The organism is Myxococcus sp. RHSTA-1-4 (assembly GCF_020037125.1).
GTDB lineage: Bacteria > Myxococcota > Myxococcia > Myxococcales > Myxococcaceae > Myxococcus.
The window spans coordinates 364,532-388,998 of the sequence record NZ_JAIQDG010000001.1 but is presented as its reverse complement, the minus strand read 5'-3'; the positions used below and the strand labels follow the sequence as shown (position 1 = coordinate 388,998).

Genomic DNA, 24,467 nt, shown 5'->3' with positions numbered 1-24,467 from the left:
GACGTGCTCCCGCTGCACCCGGGGCACTACAGAACGACGTGCTCCTTGTGCTCGCCGAACACGGCGCGCAGGGCGTCGGAAATCTCGCCGAGCGTGGCGTACGCCTTCACCGCGTCCAGGATGAAGGGCATCAGGTTCTCGTCCGGCGTCTCCGCCGCGCGCTTCAGGGCGTCCACCGTGCGGGTGGCCGCCGCGTTGTCGCGCTCGCGCCGCAGGGCCTTGATTTTCTCCACCTGCGCGGCCTCCACCTTCTCGTCCACGCGCAGCAGGTCCTTGGGCGGCGGCTCCTTCACCTGGAACTGATTGACCCCCACCACCACCTGCCGCTTCTCCTCCACGTCACGCTGCGCCGTGTAGGCGGCGTCCTGGATTTCCGCCTGCGGGTAGCCCTTGGCGATGGCCTGCACCATGCCGCCCATGTCGTCGATGCGGCGGATGTAGTGCTCGGCCTTCGCCTCCAGCTCGTCCGTCAGCGCCTCGACGGCCCAGCTTCCGCCCAGCGGGTCGATGATGTCCGCCACGCCGGACTCGTAGGCGATGACCTGCTGCGTGCGCAGCGCCAGACGCGCCGCCTCTTCCGTGGGCAGCGCCAGCGCCTCGTCCCGGCTGTTGGTGTGCAGCGACTGCGTGCCGCCCAGCACCGCCGCCAGCGCCTGCAGGGCCACGCGCACCACGTTGTTGTCCACCTGCTGCGCGGTGAGCGTGCTGCCCGCCGTCTGCGAGTGGAAGCGCAGCATCATCGACCGCGGGTCCTTCGCCTTGAAGCGCTCCTTCATGATGCGCGCCCACAGCCGGCGCGCCGCGCGGAACTTGGCAATCTCTTCCAGGAAGTTGTTGTGGACGTTGAAGAAGAACGAGAGCCGCCCGGCGAACTCGTCCACGTCCAGCCCGGCCTTCAGCGCCGCGTCCACGTAGGCGATGCCGTCCGCCAGCGTGAAGGCAATCTCCTGCGCCGCGGTGCTGCCCGCCTCGCGGATGTGGTACCCGCTGATGCTGATGGGGTTCCACTTCGGAATCCGCTTCGCGCAGTACGCGAACATGTTCGTAATCAGCCGCAGGGAGGGGCCGGGCGGGTAGATGTACGTCCCGCGCGCCATGTACTCCTTGAGGATGTCGTTCTGCACGGTGCCGCTGAGGGCGTCCATCGGCACGCCCTGCTTCTCGCCCACCGCCGCGTAGAGGCACAGCAGCGTGCTCGCCGTGGCGTTGATGGTCATGGAGGTGGACACCTCGCCCAGGGGAATCCCCTGGAGCAGCACCTCCATGTCCTTCAGGGACGCAATCGACACGCCCACCTTGCCCACCTCGCCGCGGGCGCGGGGGCTGTCCGGGTCCCTGCCCATCTGCGTGGGCAGGTCGAACGCGACGGACAGGCCCGTCTGCCCGGCGCCGAGCAGCGCGTGGTAGCGCTTGTTGGACTCCTCGGCGGTGCCGAAGCCCGCGTACTGGCGCATGGTCCAGAAGCGGCCGCGGTACATGGTGGGCTGCACGCCGCGGGTGAAGGGGTACTCGCCGGGCATGCCCAGCTTCTCCCCGTAGCCGGGGTACTCGCCCTCGGGCGTGTACACCGGCTCGGGCTCGATGCCGCTGGAGGTGACGAAGGAGGGCTTGCGCTCGCCGCCCTTGGATTTCGCCTTCTCGTAGACACTCTTCTTCCAGCGGGCCTTGTCGGACATGGGGCTACTCCACCACCACCAGCTTCGCGTTGTTCTCCACGGCGGTGCCTTCCTTCGCGAACAGCTCGGTCACCTTGCCGGCCTTGGGGCTCTTGAGCTCGTTCTCCATCTTCATCGCCTCCACCACCACGAGCCCCTGGCCCTCCTTCACCTCGTCACCCACCGCCACCAGCACCTTCACCACCTTGCCGGGCATGGGCGCGGTGACGACCTGCTTGCCCTCCACGGAGAAGGCGGCGTTGGCCGCGCGCAGCCGCAGCCGGCGCTCGTCCGCCACGTCGAAGCGGCTCACCTGCCCGCGCAGGAGCACGCCCACCTCGTCGCCGTGCTCCTCGAACTCGACGCTGTAGGACTGGCCGTCCACCAGCATGGTCATGGTGCCGTGCTCCAGCATGAGCGCGTCCACCTGGTACGTCCTGCCGTTGACCGTCAGCTTGTAGAGGTCATTGCCCAGGGGCTCCAGGTCCACCGGGACGGCTTCCTTCTGGCCCTGCTGCTTCGTGAAGTAACGCATGGAGGTCTTTTCCGAGCTCGAAGGGGAGGGATTAGCGGCGCCGCAGCGCCAGCTTCCACGGGGAGACACCACCGTTGCCGCCGCCCTGGCCCGAGGCCGTGGGCAGCGTCTTCGCGCGCTTCTGGTCGCGCTGGTACGCGTGCACCGCGCTGGCCAGCAGGGCCATCTCGCTCAGCTTCGCGTCCTCCGTGCCCAGCAGCACCTCGTGCTCGCGGGTGAGGAAGCTGGTGTCGTAGTCACCGCCGACGAACTCGGGGTGGGCGAGAATCGCCTTCAGGTAGCGGATGTTGGTGGTGATGCCCTTCACCACGTACTCGGACAGCGCGCGCTGGGCCCGGGCAATCGCCTCCGCCCGCGTGGGGGCCCACACGGACAGCTTGGAAATCATCGGGTCGTAGAAGTTGGGCACCGTGTAGCCGGGGAACACGCCCGAGTCGTCACGCACGTTCGGCCCGCCCGGCACCCGCAGGTACGTAATCTTCCCGGGGCTGGGCATGAAGTTGCGCGCCGGGTCCTCCGCGTACACGCGCACCTCGATGGAGTGCCCGCGCGGCTCGGGGGCGTGGGTGAGGGGGAGCTTCTCGCCCTCGGCGGCCTTGATTTGCATGGCCACCAGGTCCAGCCCCGTCACCCACTCCGTCACCGGGTGCTCCACCTGGAGGCGGGTGTTCATCTCCAGGAAGTAGAAGTTGCGGTGCACGTCCACCAGGAACTCCACCGTCCCGGCGCCCACGTAGTTGACGGCCTTGGCCGCCTTCACCGCCACCTCGCCCATCTTCGCGCGCATCTCCGGCGTGAGGATGGGGCTGGGCGTCTCCTCCACCACCTTCTGGTGCCGGCGCTGCGCCGAGCACTCGCGCTCGTTCAGGTGGATGGTGTTGCCGTACTGGTCAGCGAACACCTGGATCTCCACGTGGTGTGGCTTCTCCAGGTACTTCTCGATGTAGACGGCGTCGTTGCCGAAGGCGTTCATCGCCTCGCTCTTGGCGGCGCGCCAGGAGGAGTCGAAGTCGGCGGCGCGCTCCACCTTGCGCATGCCCTTGCCGCCACCACCGCCGGCGGCCTTGAGCATGACGGGGAAGCCAATCTTCTCCGCGTAGTCGCGCGCCTCTTCCAGCGTGGCGATGGGCTCGGTGGTGCCGGGCACCACGGGCACGCCGGCCTTGATCATGTTCGCGCGGGCGCGGGTCTTCTCGCCCATGGCGTCCATGGCGGAGGCCGGCGGGCCGATGAAGATGAGGCCGGCGGCCTCGCAGGCGCGGACGAAGGAGGCGTTCTCGGAGAGGAAGCCGTAGCCGGGGTGGATGGCATCCGCGCCGGCCTGCTTCGCGGCGTCGATGATGCGCTGCTGCACCAGGTAGCTCTCACGCGACGGCGGGGGCCCCACGAGGAAGGCCTGGTCGGCGGTGCGCACGTGCAGGGCGGCGCGGTCCGCCTCCGAGTACACCGCCGCGGTGGCGATGCCGAGCTCCTTGCAGGTGCGCATCACCCGGATGGCGATCTCGCCGCGGTTGGCGACGAGCACTTTGCGGATCTTGGGCATGGCGCCTCGTCTAGCACGGGGCGACGGCGTTTGCCCGGGTTGGATGGGGTCGGGAACTTCTTCTCGCACCCATCACCTGCGTTCTCTTTTCCGGTCCCTCGCCAGGCGGAGGGGCACTGCTGACCGTGTGGGGGGGCGTGTCCGCCCCCCTTGCGGCCGGTGCCGCCGCGGCTACTTCCGCTGGCTCAGGTACTGCTCCATGTAGACCCTGGCCTGGGCCAGCTTGGCCTCCACGAAGCGGTCGTCCTCGTCCGGCTCGGGCGGGGCGGGGGGCGGCGTGCGGGCGCCCTCGTTGCCGAAGTCCACCGCCGCGGCCAGCAGGTTGCGGGCCGCGTTGCCGCCGCCGAACAGGCGGGCCAGCATGCCCGTCTCCACGTCCAGCCAGCGCGCGGCCTGGCGGATGACGTCCAGCACCTCGCCCTCCACGGCCTTGGAGGGACGGCCCGGGCCGCTCACGCTGGTGCGCGCGTAGCTGTGCTCCCGGTCCACGAAGAGGCCCAGCGCCCTGTCACGGAAGTCCTGCGCCAGCGCCTGCGTCATGGCGTCGAGCTGCTCCTCCAGGAAGGGCTGCTCGGACTTGCGGGCCTTGCGGCCGGGGGCGGGGGGCAGCGCCAGCTCGGCGGCGTGCCAGCCCGCCTCGGCGAGGCCCTCCGGAGGGGACTCCACCCACTTCACTTCGGGCGTGGGCAGGTCCACCGCCTCACAGACGCGCTTCAACGTCTGGCGCAGCGCGGTGAGGTTACCTTCAACGTCGGAGAGAAAGAGGATGAGTCGGCGGTGGGACAAAATGGGTTCCTTTCCTGGCAACCTGAAAGCCCGCGCGCCACCCTCAAATTTCCAGGGTGGCGCGTGCCTGCCTGCCCTCCAACCCCCCCCTACAGGGGGATGTTGCCGTGCTTGCGCGGCAGGTTCTCCTGGCGCTTGTCCTTCAGCATCTCCAGGGCGCGGATGACCCGGTTGCGCGTGTCCTCCGGGCGGATGACCTCGTCGATGTAGCCCAGCTCCGCCGCCTTGAAGGGGTTGGCGAACTTCTCACGGTACTCGGCGGTGAGCTTCGCGCGCTCGGCGGTGGCGTCCGCCGCCTTCTGCAGCTCGTTGCGGAAGATGATGTTGACCGCGCCCTCGGGGCCCATGACGGCGATTTCGGCGGTGGGCCAGGCGTAGTTGATGTCCGCGCGGATGTGCTTGGACGCCATGACGTCGTAGGCGCCGCCGTAGGCCTTGCGGGTGATGATGGTGACCTTGGGGACGGTGGCCTCGGCGAAGGCGTACAGCAGCTTGGCGCCGTGGGTGATGATGCCGCCCCACTCCTGGGCGGTGCCGGGGAGGAAGCCGGGCACGTCCACGAAGGTGATGAGGGGGATGTTGAAGCAGTCGCAGAAGCGCACGAAGCGCGCGGCCTTGATGCTGGCGTCGATATCGAGCACGCCGGCCAGCACCGCGGGCTGGTTGGCGACGATGCCCACGCTCTTCCCGTTCATCCGCGCGAAGCCGACGACGATGTTCTTCGCGTACTGCTCCTGCACCTCGAAGAAGTGCTTGTTGTCGACGACGGCCTTGATGACTTCCTTGATGTCGTAGGGCTTGTTGGGGTTGCTCGGGACGATGTCCTTGAGCGACGCCTCGGCCCGGAACGGGTCGTCATCACACGGCTGGACGGGCGGGTCCTCCTGGTTGTTGGAGGGCAGGAAGGAGAGCAGCTCGCGCGTCATGACGATGGCGGCCTGCTCGTTCTCCGCCGCGAAGTGCGCCACGCCGGACTTCTGGTTGTGCGTCACCGCGCCGCCCAGCGCCTCCTTCGACACCTCCTCGTGCGTCACCGTCTTGATGACGTCCGGGCCGGTGATGAACATGTAGGAGGTGTCCTTCACCATCATGATGAAGTCCGTAATCGCCGGCGAGTACACCGCGCCGCCCGCGCACGGGCCCATGATGAGGGAAATCTGGGGCACCACACCCGAGGCCAGCGTGTTGCGCAGGAAGATGTCGGCGTAGCCGGCGAGGCTCTCCACGCCCTCCTGGATGCGCGCGCCGCCCGAGTCGTTCAGGCCGATGACGGGCGCGCCCACGCGGGTGGCCATGTCCATGATTTTGCAGATCTTCTGGGCATAGGCGCCGGACAGCGAGCCGCCGAAGACGGTGAAGTCCTGGGCGAAGACGAAGACCTTGCGGCCCTCCACGGTGCCGTAGCCGGTGACGACGCCGTCGCCGGGAATCTTCTTGTCGCCCATGCCGAAGTCGGTCGAGCGGTGGGTGACGAACTTGTCCAGCTCGCAGAAGGAGCCCGGGTCGAGCAGCAGGTCGATGCGCTCGCGGGCCGTGAGCTTGCCGGCCTCGTGCTGCTTGGCGATACGGTCGGCGCCGCCGCCCAGCTCGGCCTGCTTCTCGAGCTGCTGGAGCCGCGCGCGGAGGGGGTTCTCGGAGGTCTCGTCCATGGGCGCCCCGTCTAGCACGATTGGGCGGGGGGCGCTCTGCCCGCAAGCACCGCCTCCACCGCGTCCAGGTCCAGGCCGAAGTGCCGGCGGACGTCGTCCAGGGGCCACTCCCACATCTGACGCCAGGGCGCGCCGAAGAGGAGGCGGGCGCGCCGGCCCAGCAGCCAGCCCCGGACGATGGCTCGCATGCGGCAGTCCCGCTCAGAGAAGGCATAAAGAAGAGTGTTGGCCAGCCCCCCGGCCAGGATGCCCAGGGCGAAGGGGCTGCCCACCTGGGCGAGGCTGAAGGCCTGGATGCCCAGCTCACCGGCTACGTCCGTGGGGAAGCCGGTGAGCACGTGCCAGACGTCATGGGACTCCAGCATGTGGGCGCGGACGTACTCCTCGTCCGTGTGGGCCTCCAGGTAGGGCAGGGCGTCCGGGTCCAGGCCGTTCCCCTCCAGGTGGTCCGCGAAGGCGCGGCCCAGGGTGCCCTGGGGGAGGGTGCGAAGTGACGCCAGGTGGAGGAAGCCCACGCGGGGGCGCTCGACGAAGGCCCGCGCCGCGGAGTCATGGCGCATCAGCCGCTCCACCAGCCGTGTCATGGCGGCGGGCGGGGCGAGCACGGCGGCCAGCTCGAGGATGTCCTGGAGCTGCTCCGGGTACCTCAGCGCTCGCGCCATCCGCCAGGCCGTGCGCGCATACGCGACAGGGCTCCGCATGCCTGCCTCCCGGGTCCGTGGGTGCCAGGGTACGCGGCGGGTGGGGCGGGAGAGAGGACGCCCCGGGCGGCGGTGCCCGCGGGCGGACATCCCGAGCGCCCGGGAACGGACACTCAGGAGGCGGACGGCCGAACGCGTCCCTCCCGGGCCCGTGCGCGCGGCGGGTGGGGGACGGACGTTGAGAACCCGGAGGTCCGCCATGCGCGCTGCGCGGGGTTCGTTCCAGGTGGGCGCGTTTCGCGGCATTCCCATCCGCGTCCACTTCACGCTGTTGCTCGTCCTGCCGCTGCTGGCGGTGATGTTCGGAGGCGCGTTCCGCCGGGCGGCGGAGCTGGCCGAGGTTCCACCGGAGCGGTTGCTCGGCTCTCCGGCGCTGTGGGGGTTGGGGGTGGCGGTGGGGCTGTTCGCCTCCGTGTTCGTGCACGAGCTGGCGCACACCGTCTACGCGCTGGCCCGGGGCGGGCGGGTGCGCTCGATTACGCTGATGATGGTGGGCGGCGTGTCGGAGCTGACGGAGGCGCCGCCGAGGCCGCGGGACGAGGCGCTGATGGCGCTGGTGGGGCCGCTCACCAGCATCTTCCTGGCGGGGGTGTTCGGCGGCGCGACGTGGCTGCTGGAGGGCACGCGCTCCTTCAACCTCCAGTTCGCGTGTTTCTACCTGGCGAGCCTCAACCTGTTCCTGGGCCTGTTCAACCTGCTGCCCGCCTTTCCCATGGACGGAGGGCGCATCGTCCGCGCGTCGCTGACGGGGCGGCTGGGTGCGCTGCGCGCGACGCGGGTGGCGTCCGTGCTGGGCCGGGGCTTCGCGGTGCTGTTCGGCCTGTGGGGGGCGCTGTCCTTCAACCCGTTCCTGATGGTCATCGCCGTGTTCATCTACATGGGCGCGGAGGGCGAGGCGCGGCAGGTGCGGATGAAGGCCACGCTGGAGCGGGTGCCGGTGTCGGCGCTGATGACGCCGCGGGTGGCGGGCGTGGAGGCCTCGGACTCGCTGTGGGACGCGATGTGGGCGCTGCGGCGGGAGCGGCGGCTGATGCTGCCGGTGACGGAGGCCGGGAAACCCGTGGGCTGGGTGGGGATGGAGGCGCTGCGCACGGTGCCGGAGGAGGCGCGGGCCACGCGCGCCGCGCGGGAGCTGATGGCGCCGGTGGAGGTGGCGGGCCTGGAGGAGGACGGGTGGACGGCCCTGCGGCGCATGGCGGAGAAGGAGGTGCCGCAGCTCGCCGTCGTGGCGGCGGATGGGACGCTGGCGGGCACCCTGGACATCGGCGACGTGCAGCGCGGGATGGCGCTGTACCAGACGCGGCTGGAGCGGGCGGAGCGCCAGGAGCGGGGCTTCCGGCAGGAGCGGCCGGCATAGGGCCGCTCCCGGCGCGTGGCGCTACTTCGACTCCGGCAGCGTCCAGGTGAGCGAGAAGCGGTGCGCGCCGCCGGGGGCGCTGTCCATCCACCCCGTAATCCGCTCGCTGCGCTCCAGCAGCGGGCCCAGCTCCGTGCTGACGGCGAAGAGGGCGGCGAGCTGCTCGTCGGCGAGCACGTCCGACAGCCCCACCTGGCCGAGCCCGCGCGCCAGCTTCTTCGGGTCCAGCGAGAAGTCCACCGCGCGCTCCTGCTTCGCGCCCGCCGCCGGCAGCGCCGCCAGCGTGGCCTGCGTCACCGCCTCGTCATTGCCCACCACGAGCTGCTTGCCCTTCTGCCGCACGAAGACGCTGCCGCCCTTCACCGCCAGCGCCCAGCCGTCCTCCAGCGCCTTCGCGCCGGGGAAGCCGCTCAGCGGCGCGAGCGCGGACTTCACCGCCGCCGCGTCCGTCACCTCCGCGGCCAGCGCCTGGCGCACGGCGAAGAAGCGCGCCTCCGGTGCGCGCAGCGAGCCACGCACCTGCACGTTGTCCATGTTCACCAGCATGTTGCCGGTGAGGTGCTGCGCCACCGAGTCCGCCACCGCCTGCACCTGCTCCTTCGGGCACTGGGGGCACACGGCCTGAATCGTGGCGCGCAGCGAGCCCACCGCCTGCTGCACGCCCGCGGGCGCCACCGCCACGCGCGAGAAGAGCATGCCCGCCGGCTGCATCGCTCCGTAGGGGCTGGTGCCCTTCGCCTGGAAGGGCGGCAGCGGCAGCTTCAGCGCGGTGCCGTCCACCTTCAGCGAGTTGCCCGTGCCGTCCAGCCCCACCACCGTCCCGCCCGTCGCGAGGTACGCCACGCCCGTCACCCTGCCCAGCCGCGCGTCCGCCGCGGGCGCCTTGCCCACCAGCCTCACCGACTCCTTGAGGAGCGCGGGGCCGCCCGCGTCGGTGGCTCCGAAGGAGCACATCTCCTGCCCCTTGAGCGCGTAGCCCATGACGCCACCGGCCGAGCGCTCCACGCTCACCGTTGTCACGCCCTTGGAGGTGGTGGGCTTCACCTCGTCGCCACCGGCGGCGGCGATGGCCTCGGCGGCCTTCGCCTGGAACGTCTTCGCGTCCTTCACGCGCATGCAGGACACGCGGCCATCCTCGCGCAGGGACACCGTGGCCGGGCCCGCCGGGTCCAGCCCCACGGCGGAGAGCGTCTCCGGCTTCGTGGGGTCGATGACGAGGAAGGGGTGCAGTTCCGCGCGCCAGGCCGCGGGGCGCAGCAGCGCCGCATGGGTTCCCGCGCGCTCCAGGAAGGAGGACAGGCCCGCCATCGCATCCAGCTTCGGGACGTGGACCACGGTCTGCGCCGCCGAGGCGGAGCGGGGAGTGGGAGCCGCGGCCAGGGTGGCCGCCAGGACGAGCGAGGAGAGCATGTCCCCGTGAGAACAGCCGGGCTCCGGGGCTGTCAAGGATGACGCGCCCCCGAGGGTGAGTCGAGTGTCTCCCGTTCGAGACTCGCTACTGAACCCAGCGGGGAGGCGCCAGTCCGCCCCCCGACTTCCCGCCGGGCATCTGGCGCGGCGCCTGACGCTTCGGCGTGCCCTGGGGGCGGGCCTGGGGCCTCGCGCCCCGGGGGCCGACGGGCTTCATGGAACGCGCCTGCACCTCACGGCGCGTCTGTCGTGGACGGGCTGCCCTCACCATCACCGCTCTCCTCTACGGGGCACCCCGCCAGCCGCTCACATCCGGCCGGCGTTGGCCCAGTCAATCATCCGCTCCGCCAGCTCCTCGGCGTTGCGGCGCAGGTGCGCGAGCTGCAGCACCTGGTCATCCGTGCGGGCCAGCGCCATGCGCAGCGCCAGCGTGTCCGCGAAGCGCACCACCTGCGCGATGCTGATGCAGACCCGGTCCTCCGCCGTCCCCGCGAAGCGCGCCACCTCCGCGTCCACCGTGTGCCCCTCCGCCAGCAGCGCCTTCACCAGCGCGTCGCGCGCCACCGGGTTCTCGTACTCCCCCGGGTCCTGAAGTTGACGCTTCCACGGCTGCGCCTCCCACCTCGCACGCGCCGGGTCCCGAGAGACCCGCTGCGCCAGAGTGCGCACACCACCCATTCCCTGCATGCCGGTCAGGGCCGGCGTCCAGACGTTCATCTCCATCACTGCCCCCTCTCCACTACGGGGTCCATCCACGGGCCTGAGCGACATCGATGCTTTTCCGGTTGGCGTTCCCGTGTTCCGGGCCGCACACCCCTAAATACGGCCAGTCGCCGATTCCTTGACTCACCCCAGGGCGCCAAAGGGTTGCGTCCAAACGCCACTACCCGCGTTGACATGTCGACGGCGGCTCACGACATTCCGCGCCATGCCCACCTACCCCGCCTCACCTCGCGAGGCCTTCCACCTGTTGCGCGCGCTGTCGGAGGAGCTGTCCCACCCGGACCGCCGCCCGCGCGCGCTGACGGAGCTGCGCGAGCTGGCCGAGGCGTCCCGCCACCAGCCGGAGACGGCGCCGCTGCGGCTGGTGACGGTGACGGTGGCGGTGGGCGCGTCCCAGGAGCGGCTGGAGCTGTTCCTGCTGCCGTCCATCTTCGCCCCCGAGGCCTGGGCCTACACCTTCATGGAGGGCCTGCTGAGCGTGCCGTTGGACGAGTACGCGGGGAAGCGGCTGGTGGAGGTGGGGGCGGGCTCGGGGTGGATATGCATCGCCCTGGCGAAGTTCACCCGGCTGGCGCACGTACACGGCGCGGACCTCAACCCGCACTCGCCGGTGGTGGCCCGGTGCAACGCGTGGCTCAACGGCGGCGAGGCGCTGGTGTCGCGCCTGTCCTTCGGGGAGAGCGACCTGCTCCGCGGTGTGCCGGCGGAGGCCCCGTGGGACTTCGTGGTGGGCTGCATCCCCCAGGTGCTTCGCGGGGAGGAGGAGCTGCCGTCGGAGCTGTCCCAGGCGGACGAGCAGGCGCTGTACGACCTCTCCAACTACTGCACGCTGCAGAACGTCTACGAGGACCACTTCGGCCTGGGGCTCATCGCGCGGCTGCTGGACGAGGCGCCGGAGCGGCTGGCGCCGGGCGGGCGGCTGCTGCTCAACCTCGCGGGCCGGCCGGGGCGCCCCATCATCGCGCGCATGTTCACCCGGCGCGGCTTCACCACCCGCGTGCGCGTGGCGCGGCGGGTGATGCAGGCGGCGGACACGGACATCCGCCCGCTGGTGGCGCTGGAGCAGCGCACCGGGCGCGAGTTCGAGTTCTTCATGGAGGCCCGCAGCCCGGAGCCGCTGCGCGCCGCCACGGCCCTGGGCTGGCTGCAGGCGGGCCACCCCGTGTGGCACGAGGTGGCGGTGTGGGAGGCGCAGCTGGCGCTGCCTCGCGAGACGCTGGCGCTGCGCGCGGCCCTGCGAGAGCTGGGCGCGGCCTCCTTGCAGGAGGAGCTCGATTTGGGCGCGGCGCCGGCCGAGCAGCTCGGCTTCGTGGCGGAGCTGGCGGCGCGGCTGGCGCGCGGCCCGCTGATGCCGTACGCGCACGAGGCGGGCGACGCGTCCTTCCGCCGCCGGGTGGTGCGCTACCTGGACCGGTACTTCGGGCTGCGGCTGGCGGAGGAGGAGCTGTTCGTCGCGCCCGAGCGTGAGCAGGCCGTCTACTCGCTGCTGATGGCCACGTGCGACCCGGGCGACGCGGTGCTGGTGTCGCGCAACCTGCACCCGCTCTACGCGCGGGCGCTGGAGAAGGCGGGCGTGCGCGCCACGGTGACGCACACCACGCTGGAGGAGGTCCGCCGGCTGCTCACGGCCTTCGACGTGAAGCTGGTGCTGCTGACGGTGGAGAAGGGCGAGCGCACCAACCTCGCGGTGCTGCGCGACATCGTCTCCGAGGCGGCGCGGCGGGGCATCTGGGTGGTGCTGGACGAGAGCGCCTTCTTCAACATCACCGGCGAGGTGGAGCCCCTCACGCTCTTCGAGTTCCTGGCGCGCGAGCCGTACATGCCCAACCTGGTGGTGCTCTACGGCCTCATCAAGAACGCGGTGTGGCCGGACCTGGAGCTGACGCTGCTGTTGCCCGTGCCGGAGCCGCTGCGCGCGGACCTGGAGGTGGCGGCGGAGGTGACGTACTCGCGCATCAGCACGCTGGCGCAGTGGTTCTACGAGCGCACCTTCGCGGACCTGTTGTCCTTCCGCATCTCCTTCGCGGAGCCGGAGGCGCCCGCGTCCCGGCGCGCTCCGGCGGTGCCGCTGCCCCGCTCGAAGCGCATCGCCCGGCTGGCGGGCTTCCCCGCCTTCGCGCCCAGGGTGTTCCGCGAGGACGACCCGGAGCGGGTGCGGCTGGACTACGGAGAGAACGAGGGGCCGCTGCCCGCGCCGCTGGTGGAGGGACTCATCGCCGCGGGCACCGCGCCGCGCGAGTCGGGACAGCAGACGGGGCTGGCGGAGGCGGTGACCGCCTTCCTGCTGGAGACGCGCGCCGCGCGTTATGCGCTGGAGGACGTGGTGGTGGCGCCGGGAGTCTGGCCCCTCATCCATCACCTGGGCGTGGCCCTGCGCCAGCGGCTGGGCCGGGCGCCCCGCGTCTTCCTCGCCACCCCGTGCTACGGCGTCCTGCCGCCCACCTTCGTGTCCGCCGGCTGTGACGTGGAGCAGGCGCCGCTGTCCGCGCTGCTGGCGCGGCGGGGGCAGGGTGGTGGCGCCCCGGACGCCGTCGTCGTCTCGCAGCCGTCCAACCCCACCGGCACGTACCTCACGCAGGAGGAGCTGGTGGCGCTGGCCACCTACGTGGTGGAGCAGCGCTGCCTGCTGGTGTCGGACGAAATCTTCGGGCTGGTCAACCTCACCAGCCCCACGGCGGAGACGGTGCACAGCCCGGTGACGTTGGAGGGCGCGGTGCCCGGCGTGGGGGCGCGCACGGTGCTGCTGGGCGGCCTGTCCAAGGAGTTCGCCGCGGGCGGGCTGCGCGTGGGCTGGCTGGCCACGCGGGACAGGGCGCTGGCGGCGGCGGTGCGCGACAGCGGCCCGGGCGTGCTGCACCTGGTGACGGCGCGCGCGGCGGCGTACCTGTACGCGGCCTATGCGCGCAACCCGGACGGGCAGCTCCACTACCCGGCGCGGCACCGCGCGCTGCGCTCCTTCCTGGCGAAGATGCGGCGCGAGCTGGCGGAGAAGCGCGAGCTGCTGGCGGAGGCGCTGCCCGGAGACGGGCGCTCGGATGCGGGAGACGCGGGTGGACTCTTCCTGGCGCCCCGGATGACGGCGTGGCTGGGGCGCGAGGTGGACGGCGTGCGCCTCACGCCGGAGAACCTGCCCGCCGTCATCTACGCGCACACCCATGTGGTGCTCAACGGTGGGCCCTGGTGCGGCGACGCCGAGCGCGTGCGTGCGGTATTCTCCATTCCCCGCGAGAAGCTGCTGAAGGCCCGGGAGCGGCTGCTGGCCTTCGGCGCGAAGCTGCGCCCGGCACCGGAAGGCACGGGAGGCCGCTGACACTCGGGGGGGCTGTTCACACGGGGACAATCCCCCTGTCCCCCCGCCCAATGGGCCAGTGCCCGTAACTCCCGCATGGTGTGAAATCCCGGTGCCCCAATGGGCCGGCGACGTTGCTCGAAACATCCAAGCATCCGGGGGGATGCCACCATGCCGAATCTGCTCGACCTGCCTCGACAGGCATTGATGGATTTGCGTTCTCGTCTGAGCCACCTGCCGCTGGTGTCGCAGCTTCCGCTGCGCAATGTGGTGCCCGACAGTCTGTCGCTGTCCAGCCCCGCGCCGCAGGACCACGCGCTCGCGGACCCCGAGCGCGTGGAGGCCTGGCAGCGGGCGTGTGAGCGCTACGTGCGGCCCGGGCACGTGGTGATGGACGCGTGCACCGGCACGGGGCTGCGCACCTTCCTGGCGGCCAGCCGCCACCCGAAGAAGCTGTACGCGGTGGACGGCTCGCGGCAGCTCGACACGGCGCAGTGGGTGGCGCGGCGCAACGGCCTGGAGCACATCGACTTCGTGCGCGCGCACCCCTGGCAGTACCACCCGCCGGAGAAGGTGGACGTGCTGATGCACGAGCTGCTGGGCGACGCCCTCTTCGACGCGGGTCTGGTGCCGAGGGTGCTGGACCTGCGCACCCGGATGCTGAAGCCGGGCGGGCGCATCCTCCCCAACCGCTTCGAGGTCTTCGTGGAGCCGGTGCAGCTCCGCGACGAGGCGTGCATCCCCTTCATCTGGAGCCAGCGCTTCCCCAGCGTGGACTACAGCTGCCTGCAGACGCTGCGCGAGGCGATGAACCCGTCCTACTTCACGCGCGTCATCCGCTCGTACGAGGTGGACCACCTGCTGTGCGACCCGGAGCCCGCCTTCGCCTTCGACCTGGAGACGATGGCGGCGGACGGCCTGCCGCACCGCGTGCGCTACTCGCGGCCCGTGGTGGAGGAGGGGCGCGTGGACGGCTTCTGTCTCTTCTACAAGGTGGCCTTCGATGCCGAGCTGTCCTTCACCGTGTCGCCGCTGCGCGGGCAGAACCACGCGGGCATGACGCTGTTGCGCGTGGACTCGCGCGAGTTCGAGCGCTTCGACACGTTGTCCTTCGAGCTGGAGATGGGGGACCCCGGCGACGTGCGCACCTGGCGCTGGCAGTTCACCTGAGGACAGGGCCCGCCGGCGGCGGTATGCCTTCTTCCCGAGTCCTTCTCGTCCTGTTCCTGGCGTCGGGCACCTCGCTGCCCGCGGCCGCCCAGACGTCTCCCGAGCGCCCGCGCACCGTGGCCGGCGTGTGCGGCGCCACCAACTGGGCGTGTGTGGCCGAGTGCATCGACGCCGAGTGCGTGGACAAGTGCCTGCGCGAGGACTGCGAGAAGGCGCTGGACAGGCTCAAGGCCTGCACCGTGAAGGCGGGCTGCGCTCCGGACGATACGCAGTGCGCGTCGCGCACCTGTGGCCGCACCTGCCAGCGCTCCTTCGAGCCGGCTCCGCCCAGTCCGGAGAAGGAGCGGGCGGACCCGTGCCAGGGGCTTCCCGTTCCGGCCACGAAGCCCCCCGAGGCGCTGGTCGGGCTCTGGACGCTGGCCGCCGCGAGCCTTCCGGAGGAACAGGACGGCGGGCCCGAGCGAATCGAGGCAGAGCCTCGCGCGGACTACGCGCGCACGCTCCAGGTGAGGCCCGACGGCTGCTTCGTGCTGCGCACCGCACTGGAGGAAGCCACCCTGGGGCAGGGCAACAAGCTGGTGGTCCGCGCGTGGGGGACGGTGGAGCTGTCCGGCGAGGACCGGCTGACGCTGCGCACGCGGGACGGACAGGCGGTGGGCCCCGTGTGCGGGGACAAACGCGTCATTCCTCTCAGCCGGAAGAGGCTGAAGTTCCGCGGTGGCAGCTATCTCTGGAGGGTGGAGGACGGGACGCTCACGCTCATGGTGGACGACCCCACGAAGCAGACCTTCCAGTTCGACCGCACACCGCCGGAGGGCGGGAAGAAGTAGGCGGGTGGGGCTGGACAGGCGAGACTCCGGCTGGCGCACCTGGAGGGATGCGGAGAGATGCCGGCGCACGAGCGGATGGCGAGCGTGGACGCGCTGTGGTTCCACATGGAGGAACCCGCCAACCTGATGATGATTACCGCCGTGCTCTGGTTCGAGGGCCGGCTGGACTTCGCGCGCCTCCAGGCGGTGGTGCGTGAGCGGCTGGTGGAGCGCTACCCCCGCTTCCGGCAGCGCGTGGTGCTGGGGCGCCTGGGCGTGCCGCACTGGGAGGAGGCGCGGGACTTCGACCTGGACGCGCACCTGTCGCGGCTCGCGGTGCCGGCCCCGGGGGACCGCGCGGCGCTGGAGACGCTGGTGGGGCAGTGGATGAGCACGCCCCTGGAGCGCTCCCGGCCGCTGTGGCAGTTCCACGTGCTGGAGGGTGCACGTGGCGGGGACGTGCTGCTGTGCCGCCTGCACCACTGCCTCGCGGATGGCATCGCGTTGGCGCGGGTGCTGCTGACGCTCACGGATGCGGAGGGCGCGCACGAGGGCGTGGCCCCGGAGCTGCGCGAGCGGACGCACGGGCCTGGGAGCGGGCTGGCGCGGTGGATGCGTGGGGCGCGGGTGGTGGCGGGGACGGCGCGCACGGTGCTGCGCAAGGGCGCGGAGCTGGCGGCGGAGCCCATCCTCGCGGGAGACCTGGTGCGCCAGGGGGCCCGGGGTGCGGCGGCGGTGGGGAAGCTGCTGGTGATTCCGCAGGACCCGCGCACGCCGCTGCGTGGGCCGCTGGGCACGGAGAAGCGCGCCGCGTGGTCGGACCCGGTGCCGCTGGAGCGGGTGAAGGCGCTGGGGCGCGCGCTGGACGGTACGGTGAATGACGTGCTGCTGACGGCGGTGACGGGCGCGCTGAGACGGTACCTGGAGGCGCGCGACGTGCCGCCGGAGGACGTGCATGCGCTGGTGCCGGTGAACCTGCGGCCACTGGACGAGCCCGTGCCTCGCGAGCTGGGCAACCGCTTCGGCGTGGTGTTCCTGCGGCTGCCGGTCCACATCGAGGAGCCCCGGCGGCGCCTGCTCGAGCTGGCGCGGCGGATGGGGCTGGTGAAGCGCTCGCCGGAGGCGGTGGTGACGTTCGGCATGCTGGAGGTGCTGGGGTACACCCCCGCGGCCATGAAGCGGGCGGCGGTGGACATCTTCGGCTCCAAGGCCACGTTGGTGGCCACCAACGTGCCGGGCCCGCGCGAGGCCGTGTCGCTGGCGGGCACGACGCTGGGCGGGCTCACCTTCTGGGTGCCCCAGGCGGGCCACCTGGGCCTGGGGGTGAGCCTCTTCAGCTACGCGGGGCAGGTGACGGTGGGCGTGGCGGCGGACGCGGGCCGGGTGCCGGACCCGCATGAGCTCATCCGCGCGTTCCACGACGAGGTGGAGGCACTGGCGGGGGCGGCCGCGAGCGGTTGAGGTGTCGTCCTACAGCAGCCCGTGCTCCTCCAGCTTGTTGTAGAGCGTGCGCCGGCTGATGCCGAGCAACCGCGCCGCCATGGTGCGGTTGTCATGGGCCCGCTTCAGCGCGTCCACCAGCGCCTGCCGCTCCATGCCCTTGCGCTGGGACTCCAGCGTGGGCACCGCGTCCGTGCCCGCCGCCTGCGCTCCAGGAGCGCTCGTTACCTCCGGTGCCGCTGGCAGGGTGGGCGCGGGAGTGGGGGACAGGCCCGGCTGACGTGCCAGCTCGCGCGTTACCTCCGCGCCTGTGAGCACCTGCCCGTCCGACAGCACCACCAGCCGCTCCAGGAAGTTCTGGAGCTGGCGCACGTTGCCCGGCCAGGGCTGCGCCTGGAGCACCGCGAGCCCGTCATCCGTGAGGGTGAAGGGCGGCCGGCCGTTGGTCTTCGCATGGACCTCCAGGAAGTGCCGGGCCAGCGGCTCGATGTCCTCCGGCCGCGCGCGCAGCGGCGGCAGCTCCACCGGCACCACGTTGAGCCGGTAGAAGAGGTCCTCGCGGAAGCGGCCCGCCTTCACCAGCTCCTCCAGCGGCTGGTGCGTGGCCGCCACGAAGCGCACGTCCACCTTCACCGTCTGCGTGCCGCCCAGCCGCTCCAGCTCGCGCTCCTGAATCACGCGCAAGAGCTTCACCTGCACCGACAGGGGGATGTCGCCCACCTCGTCCAGGAACAGCGTGCCGCCATGTGCCAGCTCCACGCGGCCGGGCTTGCGCGTGGCCGCGCCGGTGAAGGCGCCCTTCTCGTAGCCGAACAGCTCGCTCTCCAGCAGCGTGTCCGGCAGCGCCGCGCAGTGCAGCTTCACGAAGGGCCCCGAGTGCCGCGGGCTGCCGTCGTGCACCGCCTTCGCCGCCAGCTCCTTGCCCGTGCCGGACTCGCCCCGCAGCAGCACCGTGGCCGTGCCCGTGGCCGCCTTCGCCAGCATCGCCTGCACGTCCGCCATGGCCCGGCTGCGGCCGATGAAGGGGCTCGGCGCCCGCAGCGGCTCGGGCGCGTCGCCCTGCGTGCGCAGCAGTGCCTTGCGGATGGTGAAGAGGATTTCCTCCCGGTCGAAGGGCTTCAGCATGAAGTCCGCCGCGCCCGCCTTCATCGCCTCCACCGCCAGCGGCACCGTGCCGTGCGCGGTGAGCAGGACGACGGGCACGTCCGGCCAGCCCCGCGCCACCTCCGCCAGCAACTGCATGCCGTCCATGCCCGGCATGCGCACGTCGCTCACCACCACGTCGATGGGCTTGCGCGCCAGCAGCGCGAGCGCTTCCGCCCCGTCCCGCGCCGCGTGCGTCGTCAGCCCCGCCTGCGCCAGCAGCGCGCCCAGCACCTTGGCCACGGCCGGGTCGTCGTCCACCAGCAGTACGTTCCCCTTCAAGGGCTCGCTCACGCGGCCTCTCCTTCCCCATTCGCCAGGTGCGGGATGCCCACCGGCAGACGCAGCCGGACCACGGTACCGTGCCCCTCCCGGCTTGTCAGGGCCACCTCGCCGCCGTGCGCCTCCACCACCCGCCGGACGAACGCCAGCCCCAGGCCGCTGCCCGCCGCCTTGGTGGTGAAGAAGTCGTCGAAGGCGCGCTCCCGGGTGCGTGCGTCCATGCCCTCGCCGGTGTCCTCCACCTCCACCGCCACGTCCGCGCCGTCCCGCAGCGTGCGCACGGTGAGGGTGCCTCCCCCGGGCATCGCCTCGAAGGCGTTGCGCACCAGGTTCTCCAGCGCGTTCGCCAGCAGGTCCTCATCCCCCGAGCACGGTGGCAGCCCCGGTGCCAGCTCGCGGACGATGGACACCTGCCCGGGGCTCGCGAAGGACTGCAGCGACAGCACGCCCTCCACCAGCCGGCCCAGGTCCACCGGCCGGGGCAGCGGCTCCACGCGCGCCAGCCGCTGGTACGTGTCCACCACCCGGTCCAGCCGCTCCACCTGCTCCAGCAGCAGGTCCAGGAACTCGCCGTGCCCGTCCCACGGCCGCCCTCGCGCGTGCTCCTCCTTGAGGTACTGCGCGGCGCCCTTCATCGCGGCGATGGGGTTCTTCAGGTCATGCGCCATCTGCGCGGAGAAGCGGCCCAGCGTGGCCAGCCGCTCCATCCGCTCGCTCCGGCTGACATAGGCGGTGACGACCCGGCGCGTGGCGGCCAGCAGGGAGAACGTCACCGCCGAGGTGCACACCACCAGCGCGCCGGCCTGCCCACCAAAGAGCCGGAAGACGGCGAGGTACGCCAGCACGCCCACGCCCGCCACCCCCACCGCGTGCAGCGCCATGCGCGCCGCGCCCACGTCCCGGCCGAACAGGCCGAAGCGCAGCGCCGCCGTGGCCATTACCGGCAGGCCCAGCAGCGTTCCCAGGTTGCCCAGCCGGGGCACCTGGAGGCCCAGTTCCGCCGCCAGGTCCGTCAGCAGCAGCGCCACCAGCAGCGTCAGCCCCAGCAGCACCAGCCCCGCCCGTGCACGCTCGTCCGGGTGCTGCGCGCGGCGCAGGTGCAGCCACAGCAGCGCGAAGCCTCCGCCCATCGGCGGCGTCACCAGCCCCGTCACCGTCAGGCCGAAGCGCAGCGTGAGCAGGCGCTCCGCCAGCGAGGGCGCGCCCAGTCCCGCCAGCATCAACGCGGCCAGCGCGCAGAAGACGGCATAGGTGCCGAACATGGCCCACGCGGAGCGCCGCCGCCGTCCCACGAAGGCGAGGATGAAGTGCAGCGTGCAGGGCACCGTCATCAGCGCCGCGGCGAAGCCCACCAGCTTCCAGCCCGGCTCGCCCGAGCGCTCCAGCGCGAAGCCCGAGAAGTTCAGCGTGGACAGGATGATGGACAGCAGCGCCAGCGGCAGCGCCAGTGGGCTGCGTCCCACGCGCGCGAGCGCGATGCCCGCCAGGGCCAGCAGCCCCGCGCAGGCCACCAGACTGAACCACATCCCGCCCGTCATGCGGTGCTCCCGTGCAGGGGCCTACAACATGCCCAGCCGGCGCGCGTTGGCCGGGTCCACCGCCGCGGACTCCCAGCGGCGCACCGCCAGCTCGCGCTCCGTCTCGGGCGCGTCCGCGTAGTAGCCGAGCGTGTCGTTGAGGGCGCGGCTCAGCTCCTCGATGGCGGCCAGCCGTACGTCCAGCTCGCGGTGGCGCAGGGCCGTCACCAGCCAGTCCGCGCGGCGGCGGCTGCGGTTCTCCGCCCACCACTGCGCCCACTGGCGCGGGCTCTGGCCGAAGGTGGCGCGCGTCACCTCGCGCAGCGCCTCCGCTCCGGCCTGGGCGCACATCTCGTCGTCGCTGCCGGTGAGCTGGATGAGGCCTTCAATCGCCTCGCGGTCATGCAGCGTGCCCAGGGCGCGCGCGGCCAGAGAGCGGCGCATCGCGTCCCGGCTGCCCAGCTCCTGGCGCAAGTCGCGCAGGGCGGCGTCCAGGCGGGGCAGGTGCTTGAGGGCGGAGGCGGCCACGCGCGCGGCGCTGGAGATGTCGGGCTCCAGGTCGAACAGCCCGCGCAGCACGCCGTCCACCAGCTCCACGTAGGGCAGGTTGCCCGCGGTGAGCAGCGCGAAGTAGCGCGTGTCCGCGTCCTGCGAGTCCAACAGCGGCGCCAGCGCGTGCGCGGCGGGCCGGCCCAGGCGCGACAGCGCGCCGGGAATGGGGCCCAGCTCGTCCGCCTCGGGCAGCTCCACCACCGGCAGGCGGCTCCACGCGGTGGGGCCGGGGAAGTGCTGCGCCAGCACCTTCGCGCTGGCCTCGGGCGAGCGCGCCAGCTCCGCCATGGCGTTGGCGCGCTGGGCGGCGTCCGGACCGGTGAGGCGCTTGAGCAGCGGCGCGAAGTCCGGCGGCGGGCGCTCCTCCTGCGACTGCGCGCGCGGAGGCAGCGCGGCGGCGCGGCCCACGCTGCCCGCGGCGCCCCGGCCGAAGAAGGGACTCCACCCCAGGCCCGCCACCACCGCGGGCGCGGGGGCCGGTGTGGCGGCGACCGGCATGTCCACGTCGATGGTCAGCTCCGGCTCCTCCGGCGCGCGCAGCTCCGACACGCGCTGCTTGCGGAAGAGGATGAGCTCCTGGAACGCGGCCGGCAGGTCCTGGCAGAAGAGGATGTAGTCGGACAGGCGGCGCTGGCTGATGGGCTTCTGCCCGCAGTCCCCGTAGAGGATGGCCACCAGCCGGCCCTTCACCTCTACCGGGTAGAGGAAGACGGTGCGCGGCGTCTGCCGGCCGAACAGCTCCAGGTAGTGCCGCGTGAGCGCGTCCGGCGGAAGGGGGCCCGCGTAGCTGCCGCGGGTGACGGCCACCGTGCGGAAGACGCTGCTCGCGTCGAGCGGGACGGACACCAGCGTGAGCGGGTCGCCCGTCATGCCCTCGCCCCGGGCCTCCAGGCCCGTCGCGGCGCCGCGCACCACGGCGAAGGCGGCCACGTAGTCGAACGTGCGGCGGCCGAAGCGCAGCGCCACGTCGATGAGCCGGTCCCGGTCCTTGGTGGCCTCCTTCAGCGCGGCGCGCGCCTGGGCCAGCGTCCAGTCCGGCACGTCCTGCCCCGCGGGCGGCGGAGGCGCCGGGCGGGTGGCGGGCGCGGAGGGCTCGGGCGTGCTCGGACGCGCCGGGTTGGGGAAGACGAGGAACGAGGGCTCCGCGGCCGGAGCGGACTGCTGCGCCGGTCCGGGCCTTCCCGGCAGCGTGCCGAAGCGCATCGTCGGCGGGTTGCCCGAGGTGGAGGGCTTCGCGGTGGGGCCGGGAGGCCACACCTGCGGCGTGCCGGTGGCGGTCACCGCGTTGGCCTGCGGCGGCGCGGCGGGCGCGGGAGGCCACACCTGGGGCGTGCCCGGAGTCGCGGGGCGCTGCGCGGGCGTGGCGGTGGCGCTCGGCGGCGGCTGCGGAGGCGTGGCCCGTGGAGCGGCCGGCGCGCCGTTGGTGGGCACCGGAGCGTTGGCGGGCGCCGTCGTGGGCTGGGCCTGGAGCACGGGGGGCGCGGCCTGTGGTGTGGCGGGCCGGGCGGTGGGCTGGGCCTGGAGCACGGGAGGCGCGGCCTGCGGCGTGGCGGGCTGGGCCTGGACCACGGGAGGCGCGGCTTGTGGCGTGGCGGGCCGGGCCGCGGGCTGGGCGCCGGCGGTGACCTGCGGCGTGGGCGCGAGCTGCGGCGCCTGGGCGGGCTGCTGCGCCGGACGCTGCGGCTGCGCCGGGGCCGGACGCGCGGCCGCCTCGTCCTTCGGCATGTTCAGCCGCAGGGGCGCGCGGACGAAGGCCGGCGGGGGGACATTGGTCTCCTCGGCGGGCGGCGGAGGCGGGCGCTGCGGAGCGGCCGCGGGCGTCTCGGGACGCTTCGGCGCGGCCTGCTCGCGCGGAGCGGTCCTCACCTCGGCGGGCAGCGGCTCCTGGGCCACGGTGCGCGCCAGGCGCTCCACCATGTCCGCCGTGAGCGAGTCGTCGGTGGGCGCGGGGGGCGGGGGCGCCGCGGCCGCGACGCGCTCCGGGTCGAGCGTGGCCGCGAGCTGGGCGAAGCGCGGAGGGAGCGGCTGGCGGTAGATGGTGGAGACCCACTCGCGGACGCGCACCTCCGCGGCCACCCAGACCTCGAGCGGCTTGCCGAGCAGGAAGCCGACCTCGTCCAGCTCCTTCTTCGGCACCGGGTAGCCGCAGGCCACGTGCAGCGTGTTGCCGTCCAGCGACAGCGGCACCACGCAGAGGCGCTCGGCGATTTTCGGCGGGATGAAGGAGGCGACGTCCGGGTTGGGCTCGAAGTCCACCAGGTTCACCGGCCGGAAGCCGGAGACCTCGCCGAGCATGGCGAGCACGTCCGCTTCACCGGCGACGCCCCGCTCCAGCAGCAGCGTGTCCAGGTGCCCGCCCTGGGCCTGGTGCTGGCGCAGCAACTCCCCCGCCTTCTCCGGTGAGAGGAGCATGCGCGAGACGAGGAGCTGGGCGAGACGGGCAGGCATGTAGGCGCGGCATCTTACGGCCGCGGCCGCAAGGCACAATGAAACGAAAGGTCAGCTCGGTTGAACGACGAAGGTGGACGTCAGCTTGTCATGCAGTGTCTGCCCGCGCCGGTCGAAAAGCGCCATCCAGAAACCACCGAGGAAGATGAGGAAGGATACGCTGGCGAGCAGCGCGCGCACGATGGCACGTCCCGGCGCGGGCGCCAGGCCATGCGTGTCCACGAGCCTCAGCCCCAGGAGCAGCCGGCCGAGCGTGCGCCCGTTCCACAGGAAGGCCGCCACCGCGCAGTACACGAGCGCCAGGACCAGCACCAGGAAAAAGCCCGGCAGCAGGACGGTGTGGAGCGCGCGCAGCCACGCCACGAAGCCATCCAGGCCGCTCAGCCCGGCCTCCGGCGCCTTCATCCCCGTCACCGACGAGGCCAGCGTGATGTAGAGCGCGGCCACGCCCGCGATGGCCGCCGTGTCGATGGTGAAGGACAGCAGGCGCCGCCACAGGGACGCCGGACGCGCGTGCACCTCGGTGACACCGGACGCGGACTTCGCCCTCGCGGCGGGAGCATTGCCGTGCTCCGCGCGCGCCACACCCATGGCGACCACGGGAGCCGGAGGCATGGACTCCATGCGCGGCAGGCCCGCCGGAGCCGCGGGCTCCATGTGGGGCAGACCTGACGGAGCGGGCGCGGCGCTCATCGGAGCCGCGGACTCCATGTGGGGGAGACCCGACGGAGCGGGAGCGGGGGCCGCGGGCTCCATGTGGGGCAGACCCGACGGAGCCGGCGCGGGGAACGCGGACTCCATGCGGGGCAGACCTGACGGAGCGGGAGTGGGGGCCGCGGCACCCGGAGGCCTCGGGGCCTGCGCGCGAGGTGCAGCGGCGGCCGCGGGCGTGCCGTAGGCGGGAGTCATGGGCGAGGCCGCCGCCGGAGCCTGGGCCGCGCGGGGCTGCGCGGCCGGAGCCTGCGGAGGGGCCGCGTGCGGAGCGGCGCCCTGGGGCACGGGAGCCCGCGGTGCCGCGCCTGGAGGCGGAGGCTGTGCGCTCGCGGCTCGTGGCGCCGCCGCGCCAGGCTGCGGCGCGGCTGCACGCGGAGCGGCGACACCCGGCTGGCCGGGCTGCGGCGCGGCTGCACGCGGAGCGGCGACACCCGGATGGCCGGGCTGCGGCGCGGGCGCACGCGGAGCGGGGACACCGGGATGGCCGGGCTGCGGCGCCGCGGCGCGGGGCGTGGCGGGAGGAGGCAGCGGCGCGGCCAGCGGGGCCACGGACGGCGGCGCGTGAGCGGCGTCCACGAAGGCAGGCGAGGCCGGAGCCGCGGCGGGGCGGTCCGCGGCGCGGCGGTCGATGCGGATGTCGCGGTCGAGCAGGCTCGGCACCGGGGTGTCGCGGACGGTGATGGCGCAGGCGGTGCAATCACCCACGGGCGGAAGCGCGGCACCGCATTTCAGGCACTTGGACAA

The 24,467-nt window shown here is 72.6% G+C and carries 17 protein-coding genes; 5 read left to right on the top strand and 12 right to left on the bottom strand.

What is annotated here, in order from left to right; translation table 11 throughout:
• Positions 1-26 precede the first annotated feature (26 nt).
• The 6 genes from K8638_RS01590 to K8638_RS01565 form a co-directional block, all read right to left on the bottom strand.
• A complete protein-coding gene (locus tag K8638_RS01590; protein WP_223752582.1) occupies positions 27-1,676 on the bottom strand; it encodes a methylmalonyl-CoA mutase in 1,650 nt (549 codons plus the stop codon).
• Between the two features lie 4 nt (positions 1,677-1,680).
• Positions 1,681-2,190: a biotin/lipoyl-containing protein gene (locus K8638_RS01585; protein ID WP_223752581.1), complete on the bottom strand. Its 510-nt coding sequence runs from the start codon at positions 2,188-2,190 to the stop codon at positions 1,681-1,683.
• Positions 2,191-2,221: 31 nt separating this feature from the next.
• Complete coding sequence (gene accC, locus K8638_RS01580) at positions 2,222-3,733, bottom strand: acetyl-CoA carboxylase biotin carboxylase subunit (protein WP_223752580.1); 1,512 nt, start codon at positions 3,731-3,733, stop codon at positions 2,222-2,224.
• Between the two features lie 171 nt (positions 3,734-3,904).
• Positions 3,905-4,519: a hypothetical protein gene (locus K8638_RS01575; RefSeq protein ID WP_223752579.1), complete on the bottom strand. Its 615-nt coding sequence runs from the start codon at positions 4,517-4,519 to the stop codon at positions 3,905-3,907.
• Positions 4,520-4,608: 89 nt separating this feature from the next.
• Positions 4,609-6,168 (bottom strand): acyl-CoA carboxylase subunit beta, encoded by a 1,560-nt coding sequence (locus K8638_RS01570; protein WP_223752578.1) that lies wholly within the window; start codon positions 6,166-6,168, stop codon positions 4,609-4,611.
• An 11-nt stretch (positions 6,169-6,179) separates the two neighbouring features.
• Positions 6,180-6,869, bottom strand: coding sequence for a Coq4 family protein (locus K8638_RS01565; protein WP_223752577.1), 690 nt, complete (start codon positions 6,867-6,869; stop codon positions 6,180-6,182).
• A gap of 199 nt (positions 6,870-7,068) precedes the next feature.
• Here K8638_RS01565 and K8638_RS01560 point away from each other — a divergent pair, with 199 nt between their 5' ends.
• The gene (locus tag K8638_RS01560; RefSeq protein WP_223752576.1) at positions 7,069-8,226 is read left to right on the top strand and encodes a site-2 protease family protein; all 1,158 of its coding nucleotides are present in this window, start codon (positions 7,069-7,071) and stop codon (positions 8,224-8,226) included.
• A gap of 21 nt (positions 8,227-8,247) precedes the next feature.
• Here the strand turns inward: K8638_RS01560 and K8638_RS01555 are convergent, their stop codons facing one another.
• Together K8638_RS01555 and K8638_RS01550 are read right to left on the bottom strand one after the other, a co-directional pair.
• Positions 8,248-9,636, bottom strand: coding sequence for a hypothetical protein (locus K8638_RS01555; RefSeq protein WP_223752575.1), 1,389 nt, complete (start codon positions 9,634-9,636; stop codon positions 8,248-8,250).
• Between the two features lie 306 nt (positions 9,637-9,942).
• Positions 9,943-10,359 (bottom strand): hypothetical protein, encoded by a 417-nt coding sequence (locus tag K8638_RS01550; protein WP_223752574.1) that lies wholly within the window; start codon positions 10,357-10,359, stop codon positions 9,943-9,945.
• 205 nt (positions 10,360-10,564) lie between these two features.
• Here K8638_RS01550 and K8638_RS01545 point away from each other — a divergent pair, with 205 nt between their 5' ends.
• The 4 genes from K8638_RS01545 (at position 10,565) to K8638_RS01530 (ending at position 17,088) form a co-directional block, all read left to right on the top strand.
• A complete protein-coding gene (locus tag K8638_RS01545; protein WP_223752573.1) occupies positions 10,565-13,669 on the top strand; it encodes an aminotransferase class I/II-fold pyridoxal phosphate-dependent enzyme in 3,105 nt (1,034 codons plus the stop codon).
• A 150-nt stretch (positions 13,670-13,819) separates the two neighbouring features.
• Positions 13,820-14,818 carry a class I SAM-dependent methyltransferase gene (locus K8638_RS01540; RefSeq protein ID WP_223752572.1) on the top strand — a complete coding sequence of 333 codons (999 nt, stop codon included), beginning with the start codon at positions 13,820-13,822 and terminating at the stop codon, positions 14,816-14,818.
• Positions 14,819-14,841: 23 nt separating this feature from the next.
• Positions 14,842-15,648: a hypothetical protein gene (locus K8638_RS01535; protein WP_223752571.1), complete on the top strand. Its 807-nt coding sequence runs from the start codon at positions 14,842-14,844 to the stop codon at positions 15,646-15,648.
• A 57-nt stretch (positions 15,649-15,705) separates the two neighbouring features.
• Positions 15,706-17,088: a wax ester/triacylglycerol synthase family O-acyltransferase gene (locus tag K8638_RS01530; RefSeq protein ID WP_223752570.1), complete on the top strand. Its 1,383-nt coding sequence runs from the start codon at positions 15,706-15,708 to the stop codon at positions 17,086-17,088.
• 9 nt (positions 17,089-17,097) lie between these two features.
• On the opposite strand, the gene K8638_RS01525 is transcribed toward K8638_RS01530, so the two are convergent.
• Genes K8638_RS01525 through K8638_RS01510 form a run of 4 tightly spaced genes read right to left on the bottom strand, consistent with a single transcriptional unit; the run spans position 17,098 to position 24,467 of the window.
• A complete protein-coding gene (locus tag K8638_RS01525) occupies positions 17,098-18,504 on the bottom strand; it encodes a sigma-54 dependent transcriptional regulator (protein ID WP_223752569.1) in 1,407 nt (468 codons plus the stop codon).
• On the bottom strand, positions 18,501-20,030 hold the full coding sequence (locus K8638_RS01520; RefSeq protein ID WP_223752568.1) for a PAS domain-containing sensor histidine kinase: 1,530 nt from the start codon (positions 20,028-20,030) through the stop codon (positions 18,501-18,503). The genes K8638_RS01525 and K8638_RS01520 overlap by 4 nt, the downstream gene beginning before the upstream one ends.
• Positions 20,031-20,051: 21 nt before the next feature.
• On the bottom strand, positions 20,052-23,009 hold the full coding sequence (locus tag K8638_RS01515; protein ID WP_223752567.1) for a FrgA protein: 2,958 nt from the start codon (positions 23,007-23,009) through the stop codon (positions 20,052-20,054).
• A gap of 51 nt (positions 23,010-23,060) precedes the next feature.
• A complete protein-coding gene (locus K8638_RS01510; protein ID WP_223752566.1) occupies positions 23,061-24,467 on the bottom strand; it encodes an RDD family protein in 1,407 nt (468 codons plus the stop codon).

Coding starts and splice junctions, on each gene's coding strand:
- K8638_RS01590 (WP_223752582.1), bottom strand. CDS start 1,676: ATGTCCGACAAGGCCCGCTGGAAGAAGAGTGTCTACGAGAAGGCGAAA.
- K8638_RS01585 (WP_223752581.1), bottom strand. CDS start 2,190: ATGCGTTACTTCACGAAGCAGCAGGGCCAGAAGGAAGCCGTCCCGGTG.
- accC (WP_223752580.1), bottom strand. CDS start 3,733: ATGCCCAAGATCCGCAAAGTGCTCGTCGCCAACCGCGGCGAGATCGCC.
- K8638_RS01570 (WP_223752578.1), bottom strand. CDS start 6,168: ATGGACGAGACCTCCGAGAACCCCCTCCGCGCGCGGCTCCAGCAGCTC.
- K8638_RS01565 (WP_223752577.1), bottom strand. CDS start 6,869: ATGCGGAGCCCTGTCGCGTATGCGCGCACGGCCTGGCGGATGGCGCGA.
- K8638_RS01560 (WP_223752576.1), top strand. CDS start 7,069: ATGCGCGCTGCGCGGGGTTCGTTCCAGGTGGGCGCGTTTCGCGGCATT.
- K8638_RS01555 (WP_223752575.1), bottom strand. CDS start 9,636: ATGCTCTCCTCGCTCGTCCTGGCGGCCACCCTGGCCGCGGCTCCCACT.
- K8638_RS01550 (WP_223752574.1), bottom strand. CDS start 10,359: ATGGAGATGAACGTCTGGACGCCGGCCCTGACCGGCATGCAGGGAATG.
- K8638_RS01545 (WP_223752573.1), top strand. CDS start 10,565: ATGCCCACCTACCCCGCCTCACCTCGCGAGGCCTTCCACCTGTTGCGC.
- K8638_RS01540 (WP_223752572.1), top strand. CDS start 13,820: ATGCCGAATCTGCTCGACCTGCCTCGACAGGCATTGATGGATTTGCGT.
- K8638_RS01535 (WP_223752571.1), top strand. CDS start 14,842: ATGCCTTCTTCCCGAGTCCTTCTCGTCCTGTTCCTGGCGTCGGGCACC.
- K8638_RS01530 (WP_223752570.1), top strand. CDS start 15,706: ATGCCGGCGCACGAGCGGATGGCGAGCGTGGACGCGCTGTGGTTCCAC.
- K8638_RS01520 (WP_223752568.1), bottom strand. CDS start 20,030: ATGACGGGCGGGATGTGGTTCAGTCTGGTGGCCTGCGCGGGGCTGCTG.
- K8638_RS01515 (WP_223752567.1), bottom strand. CDS start 23,009: ATGCCTGCCCGTCTCGCCCAGCTCCTCGTCTCGCGCATGCTCCTCTCA.